Here is a 20,873-nt window from a genome sequence, read left to right as displayed (position 1 = left end):
GGCCGCGGCGCGGGTGGCGGCGCACCGGCGCGGAGGCCGCGGCGGCGTCCGGGGTCCCGGCAGCGTCCAGGCGCTCGGCGGCTTCCGGGGTCTCGGTGGTGGTCATCGTCAGCCCCCGACCGGCTGGTTGACGGTCGGGTTCTTGAGCGCGTCCGGCTTGTACGCCCCGCACGCCTGGTCGGCCTGCTTGAACTGCGGCGCGTTGGGATCGACGCCCTGCGGCAGCATGAAGCCGCCGCCGGCGTCGGGGTCGGCGAAGTCGGGCACGCCGTTCTCCCGCATGCACCGGGCGTACTTGAGCTTGTCGGCGGGCGACCAGACGTCCGCGCCGCCGTCCGGTGCGGCCGGGGCGGGCGGGGCGTAGGACTCGCAGGCGGCCTGCGCCTTCTTGAACTCCGGGGAGCCGGTGTCGACGCCCTCGGCGAAGGGCTTGCCGCGCTCCGGGTCCTTGAAGTCCGGTACGCCGTTCTCCCGCATGCACTTGGCGAAGGCGACCGCGTCCTCGACGGTGGCCGCGCCCTGCTTGCCCGCACTGGCCGTGGCCCGGCCGGGCAGCGCGGCCACGCTCCGCCCCGCGCCCTTCCCGCCGCCGTCGCCCCCGCCGCCCGAACAGGCCGTCGCGGTCAGGACCAGGGCGGCCGCCAACAGCGCCGCCGCCCCGCCCCGGCGCAGCGGCCCCCCGCTCCGCCCGCTCCGTCCCGTCCGTCCCCGGTTCACGGTGGTTCCCGTGCCGTCCATGCCGTCCTCCGTCACGTCGTGGCCGCAGTGCTCCCTGCGGTGTGCGGCCTTTCTACGGAGGCCGGGGTTTCACCGGGGTATCGCCGGGAGCGGCCGTCCGCCGATACCCCGGCGAAACCCGGTCCGGCGGATACTGGGGGGCGCCGCCGGGGGGAGCCGGCCCGGCGGGTGGCGACGGAGGGGGCGGTACGGGTGCGGGTGCTCGTGGTCGAGGACGACGAGGAGCTGGCGCGGACGGTGGCGGCGGGCCTGCGCCGGGTGCGGATGGCGGTGGACGTCGCCCTCGACGGCCCGGGCGGCCTGGAGCGCGCGCTGGGCAACGACTACGACGTGGTGGTGCTGGACCGGGACCTGCCCGGGATGCACGGCGACGAGGTCTGCGCGGCCCTGGTCGCCGCCGGGTGCCGCGGCCGGATCCTGATGCTGACCGCGGCCGCGACCACCGAGGACCTGGTGGACGGCCTCGGCCTCGGCGCGGACGACTACCTGACCAAGCCGTTCGACTTCGCCGCGCTGGTCGCCCGGATCGGCGCGCTGGCCCGCCGGGCCCACCCGGTGGTGCCGCCGGTGCTCCGGCACGGCGACCTGGTGGTCGACACCGCGCGCCGCCGGGCCGCCCGCGGCGAGCGGCCGCTGGACCTCTCGCCCAAGGAGTTCGGGGTGCTGGAGGTGCTGCTGGCCGCCGGGGGCCGGGCCGTGTCGGCGGAGGAACTGCTCGAACGGGTCTGGGACGAGGCGGCCGACCCGTTCACCCAGGCCGTGAAGATCACCGTCAGCCGGCTCCGTGCCAAGCTCGGCGAGCCCGCGGTGGTCGAGACGGTGGCCCGCCACGGCTACCGGGTCTGAGGCCGGCGGTGCCCTTCCTCCCCCGCCCGCCGCGCCGCACCGTCCGGCTGCGGATGACGCTGCTCTACGGCGGCCTGTTCGCCGTCTCGGGCGGCGCGCTGCTCGCGGTCACCTACCTGCTGGTGCGCGGTGCGGTGGCGGGGGCGCCGGTGCGGGGGCTGACCGCCGGGCCCGCCGACGCCGGACCGGGGGCCGGGCCGGGCGCCGGGCCCACGCCCGGCCCGCCGCTCGGCGGCGGGACGGACCTGCTGCCCGCCCCGGTCGCGGAGGCGATGGCCCGGCAGAAGGCCCTGCTGCTGCACCAGTTGCTCGTCCAGTCGGGCGTCGCGCTGCTCCTGGTGTCGGTGCTGTCGCTGGCGCTGGGCTGGGTGGTGGCGGGACGGATGCTCCGGCCGCTGCGGACCGTCACCGCGACCGCCCGGGACATCTCGGCGACCAGCCTGCACCGGCGGCTCGCCCTGGCCGGGCCGCCCGACGAACTGCGCGAACTCGGCGACACCTTCGACGGGCTGCTGGGCCGGCTGGAGGCCGCGTTCCTCAGCCAGCGCCGCTTCGTCGCCAACGCCTCGCACGAACTGCGCACCCCGCTGGCCCGGCAGCGGGCGCTCGGCCAGGTCGCGCTGGCCGACCCGGAGCCGACCGTGGCGTCCCTGCGGGAGGCGCACGAGCGGGTCCTGGCGGCCGGGGCCCAGCAGGAGCGGCTGATCGAGGCGCTGCTGACGCTGGCCCGCGGCCAGGCCGGGATCGAGGTGCGCGCCCCGTTCGACCTGGCCGCTCTGGCGTCCGAGGTCGTCGACGCCCGCCTCGCCGAGGCCGCGCGGCGGACGGTCGCACTCCGCGCGACGGCCGGCCCGGCGATCGCGGCGGGCCACCGCCCGCTGGCCGAACGGCTGCTGGCCAACCTGGTGGACAACGCGCTGCGGCACAACCGGCCGGACGGCCGGGTCGAGGTGGCGACCCGGACGGTGGACGGGCGCGCGGTGCTGGTCGTCGCCAACACCGGCCCGGCGGTGCCGCCGGACCAGGTCGAGCGGCTGTTCCAGCCCTTCCAGCGGCTCGACGCGACCCGGGCCGCCCGGACCGAGGGGTTGGGGCTCGGCCTCTCGATCGTCCGCGCGATCGCCGAGGCCCACGACGCCGGGCTCCGGGCCGTCCCGGGTCCGCACGGCGGACTGACCGTCACGGTGGAGTTCCCGGCCGCCGCCCCCGACTGACCGAGCGCGCCGCGGACAGACCCGGCGGACGAGCCGGCCGGCGGGCACCGCCCGCGGCGCCCCACCGCACGGCACCGGAGCCGCACGGAGTCGGAGCCGCACGGCCGCCCGCCGCCCGGGTCACAGCCCACCGCCCGCCGCCCGCCGCCCGGGTCGGCGTCCAGGTCGCCCGCTGCTCAGGACGCAGTCCACCGCCCGCCGCCGGAACCGGTCAGCGCGCGTGCCCGGCCGGGTCCTTCCGGGCGCCGTCCGTCGGCTGGTCGAAGCGGGCGGCGACCCGGGCCGCGGTGGCGGCCGCCCGGGGGGTGGTGGTGAGCAGGCCGAGGAGCAGGACGGTCAGGCCGAGGCCGGTGACGATCCACCAGCCGGCGTGGGTGGCGGGGGTGAAGCCGCCGGCCGAGGCGACCGCGCTGGTGACCACGGTGCCGATCACCGCGACGCCGAGTGACTGGCCGACCTGGCGGCTGGTGGAGGCGACCGCGGCGGCCACTCCGGCCTGGGAGAGCGGCATGCCGGAGACCGCGGAGTTGGTGATCGGGGCGTTGACCAGGCCGAAGCCGACGCCGAACAGGGCGTACGCGGGCAGCAGCAGGAGTGCGGAGGAGTCGGCGGTCAGCCGGGTCAGCAGCAGTCCGCTGGCGGCGATCGCCGCTCCGGCGACCAGCAGCGGCAGGCGCGGGCCGCGTCCGGCCACGATCCGGCCGGACAGCGGGGCGGCGACCAGGGTGAGGCCGGCCATCGGGAGCGTCCACAGGCCCGCCACCACCGGGGTGTAGTGGCGGACGTCCTGCAGGTAGAGGGTGTTGAGGAAGAGGAAGCCGCCGAGCGCCGCGAACGCGCAGACCGCGGTGACGGTGGCGCCGGTGAACGGGGCGCTGCGGAAGAACCGGGGGTCGATCAGCGGTTCGGCGACCCGCAGTTCCCACAGCGGGAAGGCGACCAGTGCGGCGACGGCGAGCCCGGTCAGGGTGAGGATGCCGGGCGAGGTCCAGCCGTGGCCGGGTCCCTCGATGATCGCGGCGGTGCCGCAGCCGAGCAGCACCACCATCAGCAGCTGTCCGACCGGGTCGAGCCGGCGGGGCCGGGGCGAGCGGGACTCCGGGACGTGGCGGTGGGTCAGCAGGCAGGCGGCCAGGCCGACCGGCACGTTGATCAGGAAGATCGACGGCCAGCCCGCGCTGTCCACCAGGAAGCCGCCGATCAGCGGGCCGAGCGCCATGCTGATGCCGACCACGCCGCCCCAGACGCCGATCGCCCGGGCCCGTTCCCTGGGGTCGGTGAAGGTGTTGGTGATGATCGACATCGCCACCGGGTTCATCATCGAGCCGCCGACCGCCTGCACCGCGCGGAAGCCGATCAGCCAGCCGAGGCCGGGGGCGAGGCTGCACAGCAGCGAGCCGAGCACGAACAGCACCAGCCCGGTCATGAACACCCGCTTGCGGCCGATCCGGTCGGCCACCGAGCCGGAGAGCATCAGCAGCGAGGCCAGCACCAGCGTGTAGGCGTCGATCACCCACTGCAGGCCGGAGGCGGGCGCGTCCAGGTCCCGCTGGATCGCGGGCAGGGCGATGTTCACGACGGTGTTGTCCAGGCCGACGATGAACAGGCTGAGGCAGCAGATGGCCAGGATCAGCAGCCTGTGACGGCGGTCCGGCGCGGTGATCGGTCGGCTCATCATCCGATCATCCCACCATTTCATGAATGCTTCCTGGGACCCTCCGGCCCCTCGGCTACCCCTGCGCCGCCAGCGCGAACCGGACCGTCCGGGCCGCCGGATCGGCCAGGGTGAGCCGGACGGTCACCCGGCGGCCCAGCGGCAGCCGCTCCGGGGCGTCGCACTTGGCGACCACTGCCGGGTCGCGCAGCTGCACCGTGCCCACCGTGGGGCGGCGCTCGTCCACCTCCACCACCACCGCCTCGAACTCCTCGCCCTCCCGGCCGCGCAGCAGCTCGGTCTCCACCAGGTCCACGCAGGCCCGCTCCACCTCGTGCGCCCGCCGGTCGCCCGCCTCCATCAGCCCCGGCACCAGCGGCAGCGCGTCCCGCACCCAGCCCGGCACGTCGGTGCCGCCCGCCACCGCCGCGCACACCTCCAGCGCGTACCGGTCGCCCAGCCGGCGCAGCGGCGCGGTGCAGTGCGCGTACGGGGCGGCCAGCGCGGCGTGGCCCGGGTCGGCGGGCGGGGCGGTGCCGCGGGCGGTGTCGAAGGCCCGGTAGCCGGCGCCGCGCAGCAGGCCGGTGCACTCGTTCAGGAAGGCCGCGTCGGCGGTCCGGCCCGGGTCCAGCGAGCGGATCAGCGCCGGGTACGGCAGCCCGTCGGGCCAGGGAACGCCGAGCGCGGCGGCGGTGCGGCGCAGCCGGGCGTACGCGGACTCCGGGGCTGCGGGCAGGGTGCGCAGCAGGCCCGTCCCGGCGTCCAGCATCAGTTGGGCGGCGGCCATGCCGGTGAGCAGCGAGACCTGCGCGTTCCAGCCCTCGACCGGCAGCGGCGCCCGGTAGCCGAGCCGGTAGCCGCCGTCCTCGGCGCTCACCTCCTGCTCGGGCACCGGCAGGCTGACCCCGCCGCGCGCCCGCTCCCGCTCCTCGCGCAGGGCGCCGACCTCGGCGAGCAGGGCGAGCTGCCCGTCCGCGCCGCCCGCGTCGATCGGGCCTTGGGCGCCCGCGTAGTCGAGCCGGCGGCGGGAGCGGACCCGGGCCCGGCGCAGGTCGGCCAGGAGCAGCTCCCCGTCGGCGTCCAGGTCGAGCTGCCAGAGCAGGGCGGGCCGCAGCTCGCCGGGCAGCAGGCTGGCCGCTCCCTCGGACAGCCGGGCCGGGTGCAGCGGCACGCTCCCGTCCGGGAAGTACAGCGTCTGCACCCGGTGCGCGGCCTCGGTGTCGATCGCCCCGCCCGGGACGACGAACGCGCCGACGTCGGCGATCGCGTAGTGCACCCGGTAGCCGGTGCCGCGCCGGGACAGCTGCACGGCCTGGTCGAGGTCGCGGGAGTCCGGCGGGTCGAGGGTGAACAGGTCCAGGTCGGTGGCGTCGAACTCCGGCAGCCGGGGCAGCGCGGCCGCCCGGTCGGCCTCCGCGAGCACTTCCGGCGACCAGTCGGTGCGGATCTCCAGACGGGTCCTGAGTTCGGCGAGCTCGGTGTTGATCCTGGCGGTCTGGGCGGCCCGGACGCTGAGGTGTCGGCGCGGCATGGTCGCAGCGTAAGCGGCGGTGGCGTGGAAGGCGCGCTGAAACAGCCGTGAAGGCGGTTGTGGCGTACGGGGATTGACCACCGGAGGGACGGCGCCCCGGCGCCGGGCCCGGACGGCCGGGTCCGCTCGGGCGGCGGGGATTCGGGGTGCGGGCGGGCGGATCGTTAGGGTGGGGCGGGTTCGGGTGCTACAGGTTGTTGAAGGGGTGTCGCCGTGCTGGTTCTGCTGCCGCCGTCGGAGGGGAAGGCCGCGCCGGAGGCCGGGGTGCCGGTGGAGTTGGCGGGGCTGTCGCTGCCGGGGCTGACCGCGGCGCGGGGGCGGGTGCTGGCGGCGCTGGTGGAGTTGTGCGCGGGGGACGAGGAGCGGGCGGCCGGGGTGCTGGGGCTGAGCAAGGGGCTGCGCGGGGAGGTGGCGAAGAACGCCGGGCTGCTGTCGGCGGGGGCCCGTCCGGCGGGCGAGGTGTACACCGGGGTGCTGTTCGACAACCTGGGCCTGGCGAAGCTGGACGAGGCGGCGTACGCCCGGGCGGAGCGTTCGCTGCTGGTGTTCTCGGGGCTGTGGGGCGCGGTGCGGATCGGCGACCGGATCCCGCCGTACCGCTGCTCGATGGGTGTGAAGCTGCCGCCGCTGGGCGCACTGGGCGCGTACTGGCGGGGCGAGTTGGACGCGGTGCTGCCCGGGGTCGCGGACGGGCTGGTGCTGGACCTGCGCAGTTCGGCGTACGCGGCGGCCTGGAAGCCCGCGGGCCCGGTCGCGGGCCGGACGGTGACGGTGCGGGTGCTGCAGGAGCGCCTGGTGGACGGGGTGCCGAAGCGCTCGGTGGTGTCGCACTTCAACAAGGCCACCAAGGGCCGGCTGGTGCGCGACCTGCTGGCGGCGGGCCTGGAGCCGGCCGCGCCGGGTGAACTGGTGGACGCGCTGGAGCAGTTGGGCCACCGGGTGGAGGTCTCGGCGCGCGGCACCGACCGCAAGCCCTGGCAGCTGGACGTCGTGGTGACCGACGTCCACTGAGCAGCGCCGCCGGGGGCTCAGCGCAGGTGCGAGGTGTCGTTGAGCAGCCGCACCGAGGCGTTGCCGTCGCGGTAGTACTGGACGGCGCAGAGCGAGGCCGCGGACAGTTCCATCCGGTGCACGGCGTCCGGCGGGGCGCCGAGGGCGAGCCGGACCAGGGTCTTGATCGGGCTGACGTGCGAGACCACCAGGACGGTCCGCCCGGCGTACCGGGTGGTGATCCGGTCGCGGGCCTGGGCGACCCGCTGGGCCAGCGTGGTGAGGGACTCGGTGCTGCCGGTGGGCTTGACCTTGGCGGAGCCGAGCCAGCTGGTGAGGTCGGCGGGGTGGCGTTCCATCACCTCGGCGAAGGTGAGTCCCTCCCAGCGGCCGAAGTCGAGTTCGCGCAGACCCTCCTCGATCCGCACCTCCAGGCCGAGCCGGCGGGCGGTGGCCTCGGCGGTCTGCCGGGTGCGCAGCATCGGGGAGGCCACCACGGCCTGCACGGTGCCGCGGGCGGCCAGCGCCTCGGCGGCGCGCTCGGCCTGCCAGCGGCCCTTCTCGGACAGGCCCGGGTCGCTGCCGGTGCTGCCGGAGAAGCGCTTGAGCGGGGTGAGCGGGGTCTCGCCGTGGCGCAGCAGCACCAGGGTGGTGGGGGTGCCGAGGTCGGCGGGCGCGGCCCGGCCGGCCCGGGGGGCGGAGGCGGCGGGCAGCGGTTCGTCCGCCGTGCCGGAGGAGACCGGGGCGGCGGGCCGGGGCGCGGGCTCCCACTGGCGGCCGCGCTGCCCCGCGTCCATCGCCTCGTTGGCGAGCCGGTCGGCGGTCTTGTTGCGCTCGCGCGGGATCCACTCGTACGTGACGTGCCCGGCGGGCAGGACGGTGCGGGCCTCGGCGGCCAGCGGGCGCATGTCGGGGTGCTTGACCTGCCAGCGCCCGGACATCTGCTCGACGACCAGCTTGGAGTCCATCCGGACCTCGACCCGGGCGTCCGGGTCGAGGTCGCGGGCGGCCTTGAGGCCGGCGATCAGGCCCCGGTACTCGGCGACGTTGTTGGTGGCGTGGCCGAGGTACTCGGCGGCCTCGACCAGGACCTGCCCGGTGTCGGCGTCGCGGACCACCGCGCCGTAGCCGGCCGGCCCCGGGTTGCCCCGGGAGCCGCCGTCGGCCTCGACCACGTACCTGGCACCCGCCACCGGACCGGCCACGGGGGTCAGACGCCCGACTCGCCGGTGCGGACCAGGATCCGGCCGCAGTTCTCGCAGCGCAGCACCTTGTCGGCGGGCTCGGCCTTGATCGCGTTGAACTCGGTGATCGAGAACTCGGTGCGGCAGCCCTCGCAGCGGCGCTGGTAGAGGCGGGCCGCGCCGACGCCGCCCTGCTGCTCGCGCAGGCGCAGGTAGGACTTCATCAGGTCGGCGGGGATGACGTGGGCGATGGCCTCGCGGTCGCGGCGGACCTTCTCGACCTGGCCGTCGATCTCGGCGAACTGGGCGTCCCGGCGGCCCTCGGCCTCGGCGACCACGACGGAGGAGTGCTCCAGCCGGGCGGTCAGCTCGACCACCCGGGTCTGGGCGGACTCCAGGCGCTCCATGACCTCCAGGACGATGTCCTCCAGGTCGCCCTGGCGCTTGGCCAGCGAGGCGTTCTCGTGCTGGAGGTTCTCCAGGTCCTTGGGCGAGACCGCGCCGGAGTCCATCCGCTGCTGGTTGCGGGCGGCCCGGCTGCGGACCTGCTCGACGTCCGCCTCGGCCTTGGCCTGCTCGCGGGTGGTGTCGCCGAGCTGGGCCTGGGCGGCGACGACCAGGTCCTTGAGGGCGTTGTGGTCGGCGGTGGCCTTGTCGATCTCGGCGTGCTCGGGCAGGGTGCGGCGCCGGTGGGCCAGCTGGTCGAGGCGGGAGTCGAGGGCCTGCAGGTCGAGCAGGCGGATCTGGTCGGCGGGCGCGGCGTTCACGCGGCAGGGCTCCTGTTGAGTTGGTGAAGCGGGAGAGGTCAGGGGGCGTACGGCATCGGCGCGTGCGCCGTCCACGGGTCGGTGACCCGGGTGGAGACGCGGGTCTCCAGCGGCCAGCCGCGGCTGTCGGCGCGGCCGGTGAGCTCGCGGGCGGCGAGGGTGAGCCAGGGCCACTCGGTGGCCCAGTGCGCGGCGTCGACCAGGGCGACCGGGGCCGCCTCGGTGGCTTCGGAGGCCGGGTGGTGCCGCAGGTCGGCGGTGACGTACGCGTCCACGCCGGCCGCGCGGGCCTCGGCCAGGAAGGAGTCGCCGGAGCCGCCGCAGACCGCGACCCGGCGGACGGGCCGATCCGGGTCGCCGGCGGCGCGGACGCCCGCGGCGGTGGCGGGCAGCCCGGCGGCGACCTGCGCGGCGAAGGCCGCCAGCGTCATCGGCTCCGGCAGTTCGCCGATCCGGCCGCTGCCCCGGCGGCCCGCCGGGTCGGTCGGGTCGGCCACCAGCGGACCGGTCACCTTCAGCCCGACCGCCTCGGCCAGCGCGTCCGAGACGCCGGGGTCGGCGTGGTCGGCGTTGGTGTGCGCGACGTGCAGCGCGATGTCGTGCTTGATCAGGGTGTGCACCACCCGGCCCTTGGAGCCGGTCGCGGCGACGGTGGTGGTGCCGCGCAGGTAGAGGGGGTGGTGGGTGACCAGCAGGTCGGCACCCCACTCGACGGCCTCGTCCACCACGGCCCGGACGGGGTCGACGGCGAACAGCACCCGGCGGACCTCCGCCTCCGGGTCGCCGCAGACCAGGCCCACCGCGTCCCAGGACTCCGCCCAGCGCGGGGGGTAGACCTCTTCGAGCACGGCGATGACGTCGGACAGTTTCGGCACCTGTCGAGACTACCGCGTGCCACGGCCGGGCCCGGTCCCGCTCCGGTGTGCGGACCGGGCGCCACTGTCGTACACCTGCTCGTCAACCCGGTGGGAAGCGGCGAACGCGGGCCCGCGGCGCCGCCCCGGCGGGCCCGCGGGACGGAAAGGGCCGGTGGCCGCGCGGTGCGCCCCGGCCGCGCGCTCCGGGGCGAACGCGTTCGAAAACGAAAACGGATCACCCTTACGGGTGAAGTGACCCGGCCGGTGTTGAGTCACACCCTCCCCGAAAGTAACTTCTAGTCCTGCGAACGAGAGTTGCCTCGACCTGGGGGGTCGAAAAAGGCGACCGGCCGCAATTCCCAGCTGCGACGCGTGGAATCCCGTGCGGAGTGCGGGTGAATTCGGCGGGCGCCGCCGAGGCTCTCGTGACTTCCGCAGACCGTTCGGTCGAGTCCACCGCGAAGGGGTGTGAAGCAGATGGGGGCGGGCACACCGCTGCGCAGGGCTGGGGGGCCGGGTCCGGTCGACGACGGGCCGGGTGTGGACGGCACGTTGGTGGAGGTGGCGCGGGCGGCCGTGGCCGGCAGCAGGGCCCGGGGAGGCGACGGCGACTGGACGGTCGCGGTCGAGGGCTTCTGGTGCACGGTGCGGCCGCCCGGCCGCGGACTGCCCGAGCAGGGCTGGAAGCTGCACGTCAGCGCGGCCTCCTCGGTGGCGGTCGAGGTGCTGTCCGCGGTCGCCGCGGTCATTGCCGGGGACCCGTGCGCGTTCAAATTCACCGCCGACCGGGAGAAGCTCCACGAAATCAATTCCCGGAACAGCGATCGCGGCTCGGCCGGGAAATTCCTCACCGTCTACCCGGGCGACGACGAGCAATTCCGGCGGCTCGCCGGGGAACTCCACCTCGCCACCGCGGGAATGCCCGGACCGGTGATCCTCTCCGACCGCCCGTACCGCCCCGGCAGCCTGGTGCACTACCGCTACGGCGCGTTCGCCGGCCGCTCGGTGCTCGGCAACGACGGCGCCTACCGCCCGGTGCTGCGCGCCCCCGGCGGCGCCCTGGTCGAGGACGCCCGCACCGCCGTCTACCGCCGTCCGTCCTGGGTGGCCGACCCCGTCGAGGGGGCGGGATCGACCACCGGCGGCGAACCGGCCCCGGCCGGCAGCGGCCCGGCGTCCAGCGGCCCGGCGTCCAGCGGCCCGGCACCCGGCGGCCCGGCCCAGGTGCCCGCCCAGCCCGGCCCCGGCGCCCGGCGCGGCGGCGTGCTGCTGGACGGCCGCTGGGCGCTCACCGCCGCGCTGCGGCACAGCGCCAAGGGCGGGGTCTTCCTGGGCAGCGACCGGACCACCGGCACCGAGGTGGTGGTCAAGCAGGCCCGGGCGCACATCGAGGTCGACCGGGCCGGCACCGACGCCCGCACCGCCCTGCGCCACGAGGCCGACCTGCTCGGCCGGCTCGCCGACAGCGGCCTCACCCCCCGGGTGCACGCCCTGGTCGAGCAGCAGGACTCGCTGTTCCTGGTCCAGGAGCGCGTCCCCGGCCAGGCCCTGGGCAGCTGGGTCGCCGCCCGGCTGCGCCACGACGGCACCCCGGACGTCCCCTGGGCCGAGGCCGGGCCGCTGGCGCTCGCCTTGCTCGACCTGGTCGAGCAGGTGCACCGCCGCGGACTCGTCCTGCGCGACCTCTCCCCCGGCAACGTGCTGGTCGCCCCGGACGGCGGGGTCCGCCTGGTCGACCTCGAACTCGCCGTCCCCGCCGGGGCGCTGGCCGGCTCCGCGGGCACCCCCGGCTACCGCGCCCCCGAACACTCCGGCCCGCAGCCGACCGGCCGGGCCGCCCACGGCGCCGACCTGTACGCCCTCGGCGGCCTGTACTTCCTGCTCGCCACCGGTCACGACCCGCTGCTCCCCGGGGACCTGCCGCCGACCCGTCCGGTCGCCGACCGGCTGGGCCGCTGGCTGGCCCTGGCCGCCCGCGAGGGCGACACCGCCCGCCGGCTCGCCCCGCTGGTGCTCGGCCTGCGCGCCGAGGCCGCCGACCGGCGCTGGAGCCTGGACCGGGTCCGCGCCGGACTCACCGCCGCACCCGCCCCCGCCCCCGCCGCCTCCGCCGCACCGGTCGCCCCGCCCGCACTGGACCGGCTGCTGCACGACGGACTGCGCGACCTCGCCCGCAGCGCCACCCCGCAGCGCCCCGACCGACTCTGGCCGACCGTCCCGAACGGCCGGCTCACCGACCCGTGCAACGTCCAGCACGGCGCGGCCGGCGTCCTCGCCCTGCTCGCCCGGGCCGCCCTCGCCCCGCTGCCCGGCCCCGCCCGCGAACGCGCCCGGACCACCGCCGCCACCGCCGCCGCCTGGATCGAACGCCGCTGCGCCGCCGAACCCGTCGTGCTGCCCGGCCTGCACTTCGGCCGGGCCGGCACCGCCTGGGCCCTGTTCGACGCCGCCGACGCCCTCGACGACCCCGGCCTGGCCGAACGCGCCGCCGGACTCGCCGTCCGGCTCCCGCTCGACTGGCCCAACCCCGACGTCTGCCACGGCGCCGCCGGAGCCGGACTCGCCCAGCTCCGCGCCCACCGCGCCACCGGCGCCCGCACCTTCCTCGACCGCGCCGCCCGCTGCGCCCGGCACCTGATCGCCGCCGCCCACGAGGAACCGTACGGAACGGTCTGGCCCGTCCCCGCCGACTTCGACTCCGCGCTGGCCGGCGCCACCCACCTCGGCCACGCCCACGGCGTCGCGGGCATCGGCGCCTTCCTGCTCGCCGCCGCTGGCGTCCTCGCGGACAGCGGCGACCCCGACCACGCCGACACCGCCCGCAGCGCCCGCGCCGCGGCCGACCGCGCCGCCCGCACCCTGGCCGCCACCGCCCGCCACGACGGCCCCGCCGCGTGGTGGCCGCAGAGCCACGGCGACCCCGACCACGTCCGCCTCGCCCACTGGTGCAGCGGCTCCTCCGGCGTCGGCACCTTCCTCCTCCACCACTGGCGGGCCACCGGCGACCCCGACTCCCACCGCCTCGCCCTGGCCGCCGGCCGGGCCGTCCTGAACGCCCGCTGGCACGCCGGCACCAGCGCCTGCCACGGCCTCGCCGGGAACGGCGAGTACCTGCTCGACCTCGCCGAAGCCACCGGCGAGACCCGCTTCCGCCAGGGCGCCCGGGACCTCGCCGCCCTGATCGCCGCCCGCACCGCCCTCCAGGACGGCCTCCTGGTCCTCCCCGACGAGACCGGCACCACCGCCACCCCCGCCTACGGCACCGGCACCGCCGGCCCGCTCGCCTTCCTCCTCCGCCTCCGCCACGGCGGGCCCCGGATCTGGCTGCCATAGGTAGGGGCTCGGGGAACGGCGAGTCGATGCTGCTGGTGGCCGGAGCCCATCGGAGGTCCGTGCTGCTGCGTGTCTTGAACAGAACCAGAAGCCCACGCACGCACCGGCAGTGAACCGTCAGCAGCCACGGCCTCGCCGTTCCCCGAGCCCCTGGTTCGTCCCCCTTCGTCCGCTTGAAAGGTGATCCCCCCGATGAGCACGCAGACCGTGCACCTCGCGTTGCGGCGGCTCAGCTTCACCTTCGCCGGTGACGGCTCGCACGCCGCGTGCCTCGCTGCCGGGGCCGACGGCGGGTGGTACGCGGAGAGTTGGCGGTTGCCGGCGGACGGGCCGGCGGAGCCGGTCGCGTTGCCGTCGGAGGAGGGCTTGCGGGCGCAGTTGCTCGCGTTGCCGGACGGCCGGGTGCTGGTGTGCCGGCACGACGGGGACCGGCACGCGCTGGTGCTGCTGGCGGCCGGGGAGCCGGAGGTGCCGTTGGCGACGGTGCGGATGCCGGGGTTGCGGATGCTCGCGCTGCCGGGCGGGGCCGCGCCGGTCGCGGTGCTGCTGGGGACGGACACCCGTCCGGTGACGACGGTGTGGCTGCTGGCGGCGGACGGGTCGGCGCCGCGGGAGGTGGCGCAGTTGCCGGGGTTGCACGGCGGCGGGGTGTGGCTGGACGCGGCGGGGCGGCTGCTGGCCTTGGACCGGGTGGTCGGCGGGATGGTGAAGACCGTCGTGCTGGACCTCGAACTGGGCACCACCACACCGCTGTTGGAGTTGGGCGAGAGCAGCAACGACCGGCTGGTGCTGTTCGATCCGGCGACGGGTTTCGGGATGCTGCGCAGTGACGCGCCGGGGGTGGACCGGCTCGGCTGGGCGCTGATCGGCGGCGGTGAGCCGGTGCGGTTCCCGGACTGCCTGCACCAGCCGGGGCGGTTGCTGCGTCCGGTGGCGGTGGCGCCGGGGCTGGTGCCGGGGGCGGAGCCGCAGGTGGTGCTGCAGGTGGACCACGGTGCGGCGTCGACGCTGGTGCTGTGGCGGGCGGGCGGGAAGCAGGTGCGTCCGCTGCCGGTGCCGCCGGGGCGGCTGGGCGCGGTGGGGCACTGGTCGGCGGCGGGGCTGCGGATGCCGTACTCGGCGCCGGACCGTCCGGCGGCGCTGGCCACCCTGGACGTGGCGGCGCTGCTGGCCGCGGAGCCGCCCGCCCGGCCGGCCCCGATGGCGCTGCCGTTGGCGCTGGCGCCGCTGGACGCCCCGCCCGTGGAACGGCTCGCGGAGCGGGTCGCGGTGCGGGCCCCGGCGGGCTGGCGGTTGGACGGGTCGGCGGCGCCGGGGGACGGCGGCCGGTGGCGGTCGGCGCAGTGCCTGGAGCTGGCCGGTCCGGCGGGTCCGGTCGAGGCGGTGGTGTACGGCGGCGAGTCGTGGCTGTCGGCGCCGCACCTGGTGCTGGCGCTGCACGGCGGCCCGGCGGACGCCTGGCGGTTGGAGTTCGATCCGGCGCTGCAGCGGATGGCGGCGGAGGGCCTGGCGGTGCTGGCGCCGAACCAGCGCGGTTCGACGGGGTACGGCCCGGAGTACGCGATGGCGATCCGGGGCGCCTGGGGCGGGCCGGACCTGGAGGACGTGCTGGCGCTGCTGGAGGGCGTGGCGGGGCAGCGGGCCGCGCTGGGCCTGGAGCCGCCGGCCCTGTTCGGGGTGAGCTACGGCGCGTTCCTGGCGCTGCTGGCGGCGGCGCACGCCCCGGTGGGGGCGGTGTCGCGGTGCGCGGTGGTGGCGCCGTTCCTGTCCGGCGGGCGGCTGCTGGCGGAGGCGGCGGCGCCGGTGCGGGCGCTGACGGCCCGGCTGGGCGGCGACCGGGAGCTGGACGACGCGCTGGGCCCGCGCGACGTGCTGCGGGTGGCGCACCGGCTGCACGCGCCGCTGCTGGTGGTGCACGGGGACCGGGACGAGGTGGTGCCGGTCGGCCAGTCCCGTTCGCTGCGGCACGAACTGCTGCGGCTGGGGCGGGTGGAGGGCGTCGACTTCCGGTACGTGGAGGCGGCGGGGGCGGGCCACGAGGTGCTCGCCGAGGAGGGCGCGGCGGCGGTGCACGAGCTGCTGGCGGGCTTCCTGCGCACCGGCCGTCCGACCTGACGTCCGACCTGGCGTCCGGTCAGGAACACCCAGACTTCCCGGCGCCGGGTGCGTGCGGGAGCAGGATCCGCGGCGGTGCGCCGCCGCGGTCGTCGGGCACGTCCGTGTCCGGCGGAACCCCATAGGGAGGGAAACACCATGGAGAACACGGCTTCGTTCGAGACCGACCTCGCGGCCCTGCAGGAGCTGCCGGAGCTGGAGACCGTCGAGCTGGGCGGCCACGGCAGCGGGTGCCAGTTCACCTGTCTGATCCTGACCTGCCTGGTCTTCACGATCAGCTGACCCGGGGCGCCTCGCCCGGGCCGTGTCCGCTCCCGTTCGCGGGGGCGGGCACGGCCCTCCCCTGTCCGTTCCGTGCTCAACAATCGTCGTTCGAACGGGAGTTCTCGTGCGTGGGTCGTCGGTCGCGCTGACCGTGTCGGTGCCGCTGGAGGCGGCGGCGACGCTGGCCCTGCCGGGTGTGGCGGGGGTGGTGCTGGACGCGGTGCTGGCGGGCCGTCCGGCGGGCTGGGCGGTCGGGGGGCTGGCGGCGCTGCTGGCGGTGGGTGCGGCGGCGTCGGCGGTGGCCGCGGCGGCCGGGCCGGCGTGCACGGCGGCGGACACCGTGGCGCTGCGCGGGTCACTGCTGCGGCGGGTGCTGTGGCTGCGGCCGTTCCCGTCGGCGGTGGAGCGGCTGTGCGGGGAGCGGCCGGGGCCGGGCGACCTGACGGCCCGGCTGGTGGGTGCGGCGGCGGACGCGGGGGCGGCGCGGGCGGCCCGGCTGGGGGCGGCGACGGCGCTGGTGACGTCGGCGGGGGCGGTGCTGGGGCTGGGGCTGCTGTCGCCGTGGCTGGCGGCGGCCTTCTTCGCCGGGGTGCTGCCGGGGGTGGTGCTGGTGCGGCTGTTCATGCGGACGGCGGAGGACGCGTTCGTCCGCTACCAGGAGGCGCAGGGGCGGCTGGCGGACCGGTTGGCGGACGCGCTGAGCGGGATCCGGACGGTGCGGGCGGCCGGGGCGGAGCACCGGGAGGCGGCCCGGGTGCTCGGCGTGCTGCCCGAACTCGGGGACGCGGGACGGACGTTGTGGCTGGCGCAGCGCCGGACGGTGGGCCAGGTGACGCTGCTGGTGGCGGCGGTGGAGCTGACGGTGCTGGGCACGGCGGGCCAACTGGTGGCGGCGGGGCGGCTGCCGGCGGGGGCGTTCGCGGCCGCGGCGGGGTGGGCGGCGCTGGGGCTGGGGTTCTTCGAGCAGGTGGAGTCCCTGGTGGGAGTGGCGCACGCGCGGGCCGGACTGGCCCGGCTGCGGGAGGTCGACGAACTGCCGGGGCCCGGCGCGGGTGGGCGTGAACTTCCGGACGGGCCGGGCGAGTTGGTGTTCCGTTCGGTGCTGGTGCGGGACGACGAGGGCGCGGTGGTGTTCGGCCCGCTGGAGCTGACGGTGCCGGGCGGCACGACGGTCGCGGTGGTCGGACGCTCGGGCGCGGGCAAGTCGCTGCTGGCCGCGCTGGCGGGCGGACTGCGGCTGCCGGACGGCGGCGAGGTGCTGGTCGACGGGGTGCCGGTGGCGGCCCTGTCGGTCGCGGAGCGCCGCCGCGCGGTCGGCTACGCGTTCGAGCGGCCGATGCTGATCGGCCCGTCCCTGGACGAGGCCCTGGAGGGCGCGGACCCGGCGGCCCTGGCGGCGGCCCGGGCGGACGGCTTCCTGTCCCGGCTGCCGCACGGCGGACGCACCCCGATGGGTGAACTCCAGCTCTCCGGCGGCGAGTTGCAGAGACTCGGACTCGCCAGACTGCTGGCCGGGGACGCCCGGGTGGTGGTGCTCGACGACGCGACGTCCAGCCTGGACGCGGCCACCGAGCACCAGGTGGACCTGGCCCTGCACGAGTCCACCCGGGGCCGCACCCGCCTGGTCGTCACCCACCGCGCGGCGGTCGCGGCCCGCGCCGGACTCGTGCTCTGGCTGGACGCCGGCCGGGTCCGGGCGATCGACACCCACACCGCCCTGCTCGCCGACCCGGCCTACCGGTCGACCCTCGCGGGCGCGGCCCTGGAAGCCCGGCCCCGGTAGGCCGGAGAGCACCGCCAGGGGCTCGACAAGAACGGCGGGCCCGTGGCTGCGGGCGGTTCACTGCCGGAGCGCGCATCTGCTTCCGGTTCTGTATCACGGCACACGGCGCGAGGAGCGGTTTTCGTGGGGCGGCATCGGCGGGCGCTGGGTGGGCGGGGGCTGCGGGAGTTGGTGGCGGTGGTGCCCCGGCGGGCGTGGTGGGGGCTGGCGGGGTGGTCGGCGGTGGAGGCGCTGCCGGCGCTGTGTTCGGGGTTGCTGGTGGCGGCGGCGGCCGACCGGGGGTTCCTGGCGGGGCGTCCGGGGGTGGGGTTCGGCTGGCTGGGCGGGCTGGGGGTGGTGACGGCGCTGCGCGCCCTCGCGGCGCGGGCGGTGTTCCCGCACCTCGCCGGGGTGGTGGAGCCGCTGCGGGACGCCCTGGTGGCGCGGGTGGTGCACGGGGCGCTGGCCCGGCCGGTTCCGGACGGCCCGGCGGAGATCGCCCGGATCACCGAACAGGTGGAGTCCGCACGGCAGTTGACCGCGACGCTGCTGCGCAGTGCGCGCGGGGTGGGCTTCGGGCTGCTGGCGGCGCTGCTGGGCCTGGGGGTGCTGGCTCCGGCGGTGCTGCCGCTGGTGCTGCTGCCGCTGCTGCTCTCGGGGGCGCTGTTCGTGCGGCTGCTGGGTCCGCTGGTGGTGCGCCGCCGGGCGGTGGTGCTGGCGGACGAGCGGATCGCGGCCGAGGCGGGCCGGGCGTTCGCCGGGCTGCGGGACGTGGCGGCGTGCGGCGCGCAGCAGCGGGTGTCGGCGGACCTGTCGGCGCTGGTGGAGGCGCAGGGCGAGGCGGTCCGGGCGGTGGGCCGGGCGGCGGCGGTCCGGTCGCTGACGGTCGCGGTGGGCGGGCGGCTGCCGCTGCTGGCGGTGGTCTGCGCGGCGCCGTGGATGGTCGGCCGCGGCTGGCTGTCGGCGGGCCAGGTGCTGGGCGTGGCCACCTACCTGTTGCAGCAACTGGAGCCCGCGGTAAGGGCCTTGGCCGGGATGCTGGGCAGTTGGCTGCTGGACCTGGCGGTGGTGCTGGAGCGGCTGACGGCGGCCTGTCCCGTCCCGCCGGCCGCGCCGGTGCCCGCGCAGCCCGCCCCGGGCCCCGCGTCCGCCGGGCCCGGTGACGGTTCGCTGAGCGTCCGCGGTCTGCGGTTCGCCCACCCGGGGAGCGCCGAACCGGTGCTGGAGGGCGTGCACTTCGAGCTGCGGCCGGGCGCGCACCTGGCCGTGGTCGGTCCGAGCGGCACCGGGAAGTCGACCCTGGCGGCACTGCTGGCGGGGCTGCTGTCCCCGGACGCGGGCCGGGTGCTGGTCGGCGGGCAGGACCCGGCCGCGCTGTCCGGTCCGGCGCGGGCCGCCCGGCTGGCGCTCGTCCCGCAGGAGGCGTACGTCTTCGCGGGCACCGTCCGGGAGAACCTGTGCTGGCCGTCCGGCGACCACGGCGACGCCCGGATCGCCACCGCGGCCCACCGGGTGGGTTCGGCCCGGCTGCTGGCCCGGCTCGGCGGCCTCGACGCCCGGATCGCCGACCCGGCCGCGCTGTCCGCGGGCGAGCGCCAACTGCTGGCCCTGACCCGGACGTTCCTCTCCCCCGCCCCGGTCGTCGTACTGGACGAGGCCACCTGCCACCTCGACGCGGAAGCCGAACGCCGGGCGGAGGAGGCGTTCGCCGCCCGCCCCGGCACCCTGATCGTCATCGCCCACCGGATCGACTCGGCGATGCGCGCCGACCGCGTCCTGCTCCTGGAGGCATCCGGCCCGCTGCTGGCCGGCCACGCCGACCTCCAGGTGCTCTCGCCGTTCTACCGCGCGTGCTGCGCAGGGGGCGCGCAACGGCGGGAAGCGCGATCAGGGGCCCGGGGGCGGACGGCGGGATCCACCACGGGGGCCCGGGGAACGGCGGGTCCGTGCTGCTGACGGCCGGAGCCCGTCGAAGGGTTCGTGCTGCTGCGCGTCCGGCACGGAACCCGGAGCCGATGCGCCGAGCGGCAGGAGCCGCCCGCATCCAGGGCCTCGCCGTTCCCCGAGCCCCTGGATGCGCGCACTCGTGAGCCGCTGGTTTCGCTCCCGGTTTCGGTAGGGTCGGACGATGTTCGGCCGCACCGGCCACGACCGTTTCCTTCGCACGGAGAAGACTGACCTGATGTCCGAGTCCATCGACGACAGCACCGAGCACGGCCACCGCGCGCCGGGCGGCGACGAGACCGCCGACGGCGGGGCGCACGGCCGGCACCGGGGGACCACCGCCAACGACGACGCGCCGGAGGCGGACCCGCACGGGCGGCACCGCCGCTGATCCCGGTCCGGCGCCCCCGGTCCCCGTCGCCGTCCTGGCGGGGGCCGGGGGCGTCCGGTCGTCGGCGGGCGGGTCAGTCCGTGAGCAGGACGGTGCGCAGCGCCTCGCCGGCCCGCATCTGGGCGATCGCCTCGTTGACCCGGGCCAGCGGCAGCCGGTGGGTGATCATGCCGGCCAGGTCGAGGCGTCCGGCGCGCCACAGGTCGACCGCCAGGTCGACGGTGCGGCGGACGTCGCCGCCGCCGTACAGCGAGGGCAGCAGGCGCTTCTCGTTGAAGAAGAGTTCGCCCATGCTGAAGGCGACCTTGTCGTCCTGGGCGCCGGCGCCGATCACCACGACGGCGCCGCCGCGCCGGGCGGCGTCGTAGCCGGCCCGGACGGTGGCGGCCCGGCCGACCGCCTCGAACACGTGGTCGTAGCCGCCGGCGGGCAACTCGCGTGCGGCGTGCTTGAGTTGCTCGGGGGCGATGGCGTCGGTGGCGCCGAAGCCGAGGGCGCGTTCGCGCCGGGAGGCGACCGGGTCGACGACGGTGATCCGGGCGGCGCCGCTGATCCGGGCGCCCTGGACGGCGGCGACGCCGACGCCGCCCGCGCCGATCACGGCGACGCTCTCGCCGGGCCGGACCTTCGCGGTGTTGAGGACGGCGCCGAGTCCGGTGGTGACGCCGCAGCCGATCAGGGCGGCGAGTTCGTGCGGCAGGTCGTCGGGGACGGGGATCACGCTGTCGGCGGCGACGACGAGCTCCTCGGCGAACGCGCCGGTGCTGTAGAAGCCGTACGCGTCGGTGTCGCCGCCGATCCGGAAGCCGGGGGTGCCGAGGCGGCGGATCGAGGCGGTGCACAGGTGGGTGCGGCCGGCCCGGCAGGCGGGGCAGCGGCCGCACGGGGGCATCCAGCAGAGCACCACCCGGGCGCCGGGGGCGAGTCCGGTGACGCCCGGGCCGACCTCGACCACCTCGCCGGCGCCCTCGTGGCCGGGCACGAACGGGGCGGGCTGCGGCAGGACGCCGGCCATCGCGGACAGGTCGGAGTGGCACAGGCTGGCGGCCCGCACCCGGACCCGGACCTTCCCCGGCCCGAAGCCGACCGCCTCGACGTCCTCGCGGACGTCCAGAACGTCCTGTCCGGTCTGCTGCAGGATCGCTGCGCGCACGGGGCTGCTCCCAGGGTGTTCGGCCGGTGTCGGCATGGAGAACTTCCACCGGATGACCGCCCCGTCCGACTGGCTGGAGGGCCTGGTCAAGGCGTACGTCGGCGACGCGATCGCCACCGACTTCTACCGC

The 20,873-nt window shown here is 77.0% G+C and carries 16 protein-coding genes and 1 pseudogene; 10 read left to right on the top strand and 7 right to left on the bottom strand.

All coding sequences use genetic code 11. The features are described 5' to 3' along the window. Nucleotides 1-108: 108 nt before the first annotated feature. Complete coding sequence (locus ACWEO5_RS32435; protein ID WP_452165734.1) at nucleotides 109-738, bottom strand: hypothetical protein; 630 nt, start codon at nucleotides 736-738, stop codon at nucleotides 109-111. Nucleotides 739-930: 192 nt separating this feature from the next. Here ACWEO5_RS32435 and ACWEO5_RS32430 point away from each other — a divergent pair, with 192 nt between their 5' ends. Both ACWEO5_RS32430 and ACWEO5_RS32425 read left to right on the top strand, forming a co-directional pair. Continuing rightward, nucleotides 931-1,584 (top strand): response regulator transcription factor, encoded by a 654-nt coding sequence (locus ACWEO5_RS32430; protein ID WP_452165735.1) that lies wholly within the window; start codon nucleotides 931-933, stop codon nucleotides 1,582-1,584. Between the two features lie 8 nt (nucleotides 1,585-1,592). Then, the gene (locus ACWEO5_RS32425; RefSeq protein WP_452165733.1) at nucleotides 1,593-2,798 is read left to right on the top strand and encodes a sensor histidine kinase; all 1,206 of its coding nucleotides are present in this window, start codon (nucleotides 1,593-1,595) and stop codon (nucleotides 2,796-2,798) included. 211 nt (nucleotides 2,799-3,009) lie between these two features. Here ACWEO5_RS32425 and ACWEO5_RS32420 read toward each other — a convergent pair whose 3' ends face one another. Continuing rightward, nucleotides 3,010-4,473: a DHA2 family efflux MFS transporter permease subunit gene (locus tag ACWEO5_RS32420; RefSeq protein ID WP_452165732.1), complete on the bottom strand. Its 1,464-nt coding sequence runs from the start codon at nucleotides 4,471-4,473 to the stop codon at nucleotides 3,010-3,012. 55 nt (nucleotides 4,474-4,528) lie between these two features. Continuing rightward, nucleotides 4,529-5,983, bottom strand: coding sequence for an RNB domain-containing ribonuclease (locus ACWEO5_RS32415; protein ID WP_452165731.1), 1,455 nt, complete (start codon nucleotides 5,981-5,983; stop codon nucleotides 4,529-4,531). A 213-nt stretch (nucleotides 5,984-6,196) separates the two neighbouring features. Between ACWEO5_RS32415 and yaaA the strand changes: the two genes are divergently transcribed. Then, nucleotides 6,197-6,994 (top strand): peroxide stress protein YaaA, encoded by a 798-nt coding sequence (yaaA, locus tag ACWEO5_RS32410; protein WP_452165730.1) that lies wholly within the window; start codon nucleotides 6,197-6,199, stop codon nucleotides 6,992-6,994. Nucleotides 6,995-7,011: 17 nt separating this feature from the next. Here the strand turns inward: yaaA and ACWEO5_RS32405 are convergent, their stop codons facing one another. From ACWEO5_RS32405 to ACWEO5_RS32395, 3 genes are read right to left on the bottom strand one after another with little or no spacing between them, the layout of a single operon-like run. Further along, nucleotides 7,012-8,178: a bifunctional RNase H/acid phosphatase gene (locus ACWEO5_RS32405; protein WP_452165729.1), complete on the bottom strand. Its 1,167-nt coding sequence runs from the start codon at nucleotides 8,176-8,178 to the stop codon at nucleotides 7,012-7,014. A gap of 5 nt (nucleotides 8,179-8,183) precedes the next feature. Continuing rightward, entirely contained in the window at nucleotides 8,184-8,924 is a 741-nt protein-coding gene (locus ACWEO5_RS32400) for a zinc ribbon domain-containing protein (RefSeq protein WP_452165728.1), read from the bottom strand. A 38-nt stretch (nucleotides 8,925-8,962) separates the two neighbouring features. Beyond that, complete coding sequence (locus tag ACWEO5_RS32395; RefSeq protein ID WP_452165727.1) at nucleotides 8,963-9,799, bottom strand: Nif3-like dinuclear metal center hexameric protein; 837 nt, start codon at nucleotides 9,797-9,799, stop codon at nucleotides 8,963-8,965. A 558-nt stretch (nucleotides 9,800-10,357) separates the two neighbouring features. On the opposite strand from ACWEO5_RS32395, the gene lanL reads away from it, so the two are divergent. The 6 genes from lanL to ACWEO5_RS32365 all read left to right on the top strand — a co-directional run bounded on the left by lanL (nucleotide 10,358) and on the right by ACWEO5_RS32365 (nucleotide 19,590). Further along, the gene (gene lanL, locus ACWEO5_RS32390; protein WP_452165726.1) at nucleotides 10,358-13,114 is read left to right on the top strand and encodes a class IV lanthionine synthetase LanL; all 2,757 of its coding nucleotides are present in this window, start codon (nucleotides 10,358-10,360) and stop codon (nucleotides 13,112-13,114) included. A gap of 192 nt (nucleotides 13,115-13,306) precedes the next feature. Next, nucleotides 13,307-15,229, top strand: coding sequence for an alpha/beta fold hydrolase (locus ACWEO5_RS32385; protein WP_452165725.1), 1,923 nt, complete (start codon nucleotides 13,307-13,309; stop codon nucleotides 15,227-15,229). Nucleotides 15,230-15,367: 138 nt separating this feature from the next. Beyond that, nucleotides 15,368-15,511, top strand: coding sequence for a VenA family class IV lanthipeptide (locus ACWEO5_RS32380; RefSeq protein WP_452165724.1), 144 nt, complete (start codon nucleotides 15,368-15,370; stop codon nucleotides 15,509-15,511). Nucleotides 15,512-15,617: 106 nt separating this feature from the next. Further along, entirely contained in the window at nucleotides 15,618-17,276 is a 1,659-nt protein-coding gene (locus tag ACWEO5_RS32375) for an ATP-binding cassette domain-containing protein (protein ID WP_452165723.1), read from the top strand. Between the two features lie 123 nt (nucleotides 17,277-17,399). Beyond that, nucleotides 17,400-19,211 (top strand): ATP-binding cassette domain-containing protein, encoded by a 1,812-nt coding sequence (locus ACWEO5_RS32370; protein ID WP_452165722.1) that lies wholly within the window; start codon nucleotides 17,400-17,402, stop codon nucleotides 19,209-19,211. A gap of 226 nt (nucleotides 19,212-19,437) precedes the next feature. Continuing rightward, the gene (locus ACWEO5_RS32365) at nucleotides 19,438-19,590 is read left to right on the top strand and encodes a hypothetical protein (protein WP_452165721.1); all 153 of its coding nucleotides are present in this window, start codon (nucleotides 19,438-19,440) and stop codon (nucleotides 19,588-19,590) included. A 73-nt stretch (nucleotides 19,591-19,663) separates the two neighbouring features. On the opposite strand, the gene ACWEO5_RS32360 is transcribed toward ACWEO5_RS32365, so the two are convergent. After that, nucleotides 19,664-20,743 (bottom strand): alcohol dehydrogenase catalytic domain-containing protein, encoded by a 1,080-nt coding sequence (locus ACWEO5_RS32360; RefSeq protein WP_452165720.1) that lies wholly within the window; start codon nucleotides 20,741-20,743, stop codon nucleotides 19,664-19,666. Nucleotides 20,744-20,777: 34 nt separating this feature from the next. On the opposite strand from ACWEO5_RS32360, the pseudogene ACWEO5_RS32355 reads away from it, so the two are divergent. After that, nucleotides 20,778-20,873: pseudogene (locus tag ACWEO5_RS32355) on the top strand (ferritin-like fold-containing protein); the annotation flags it as partial.

It is taken from the genome of Kitasatospora sp. NPDC004272 (assembly GCF_053603035.1).
The sequence above is the reverse complement of the archived record's forward strand: the minus strand, read 5'-3'. Positions and strand labels throughout refer to the sequence as shown.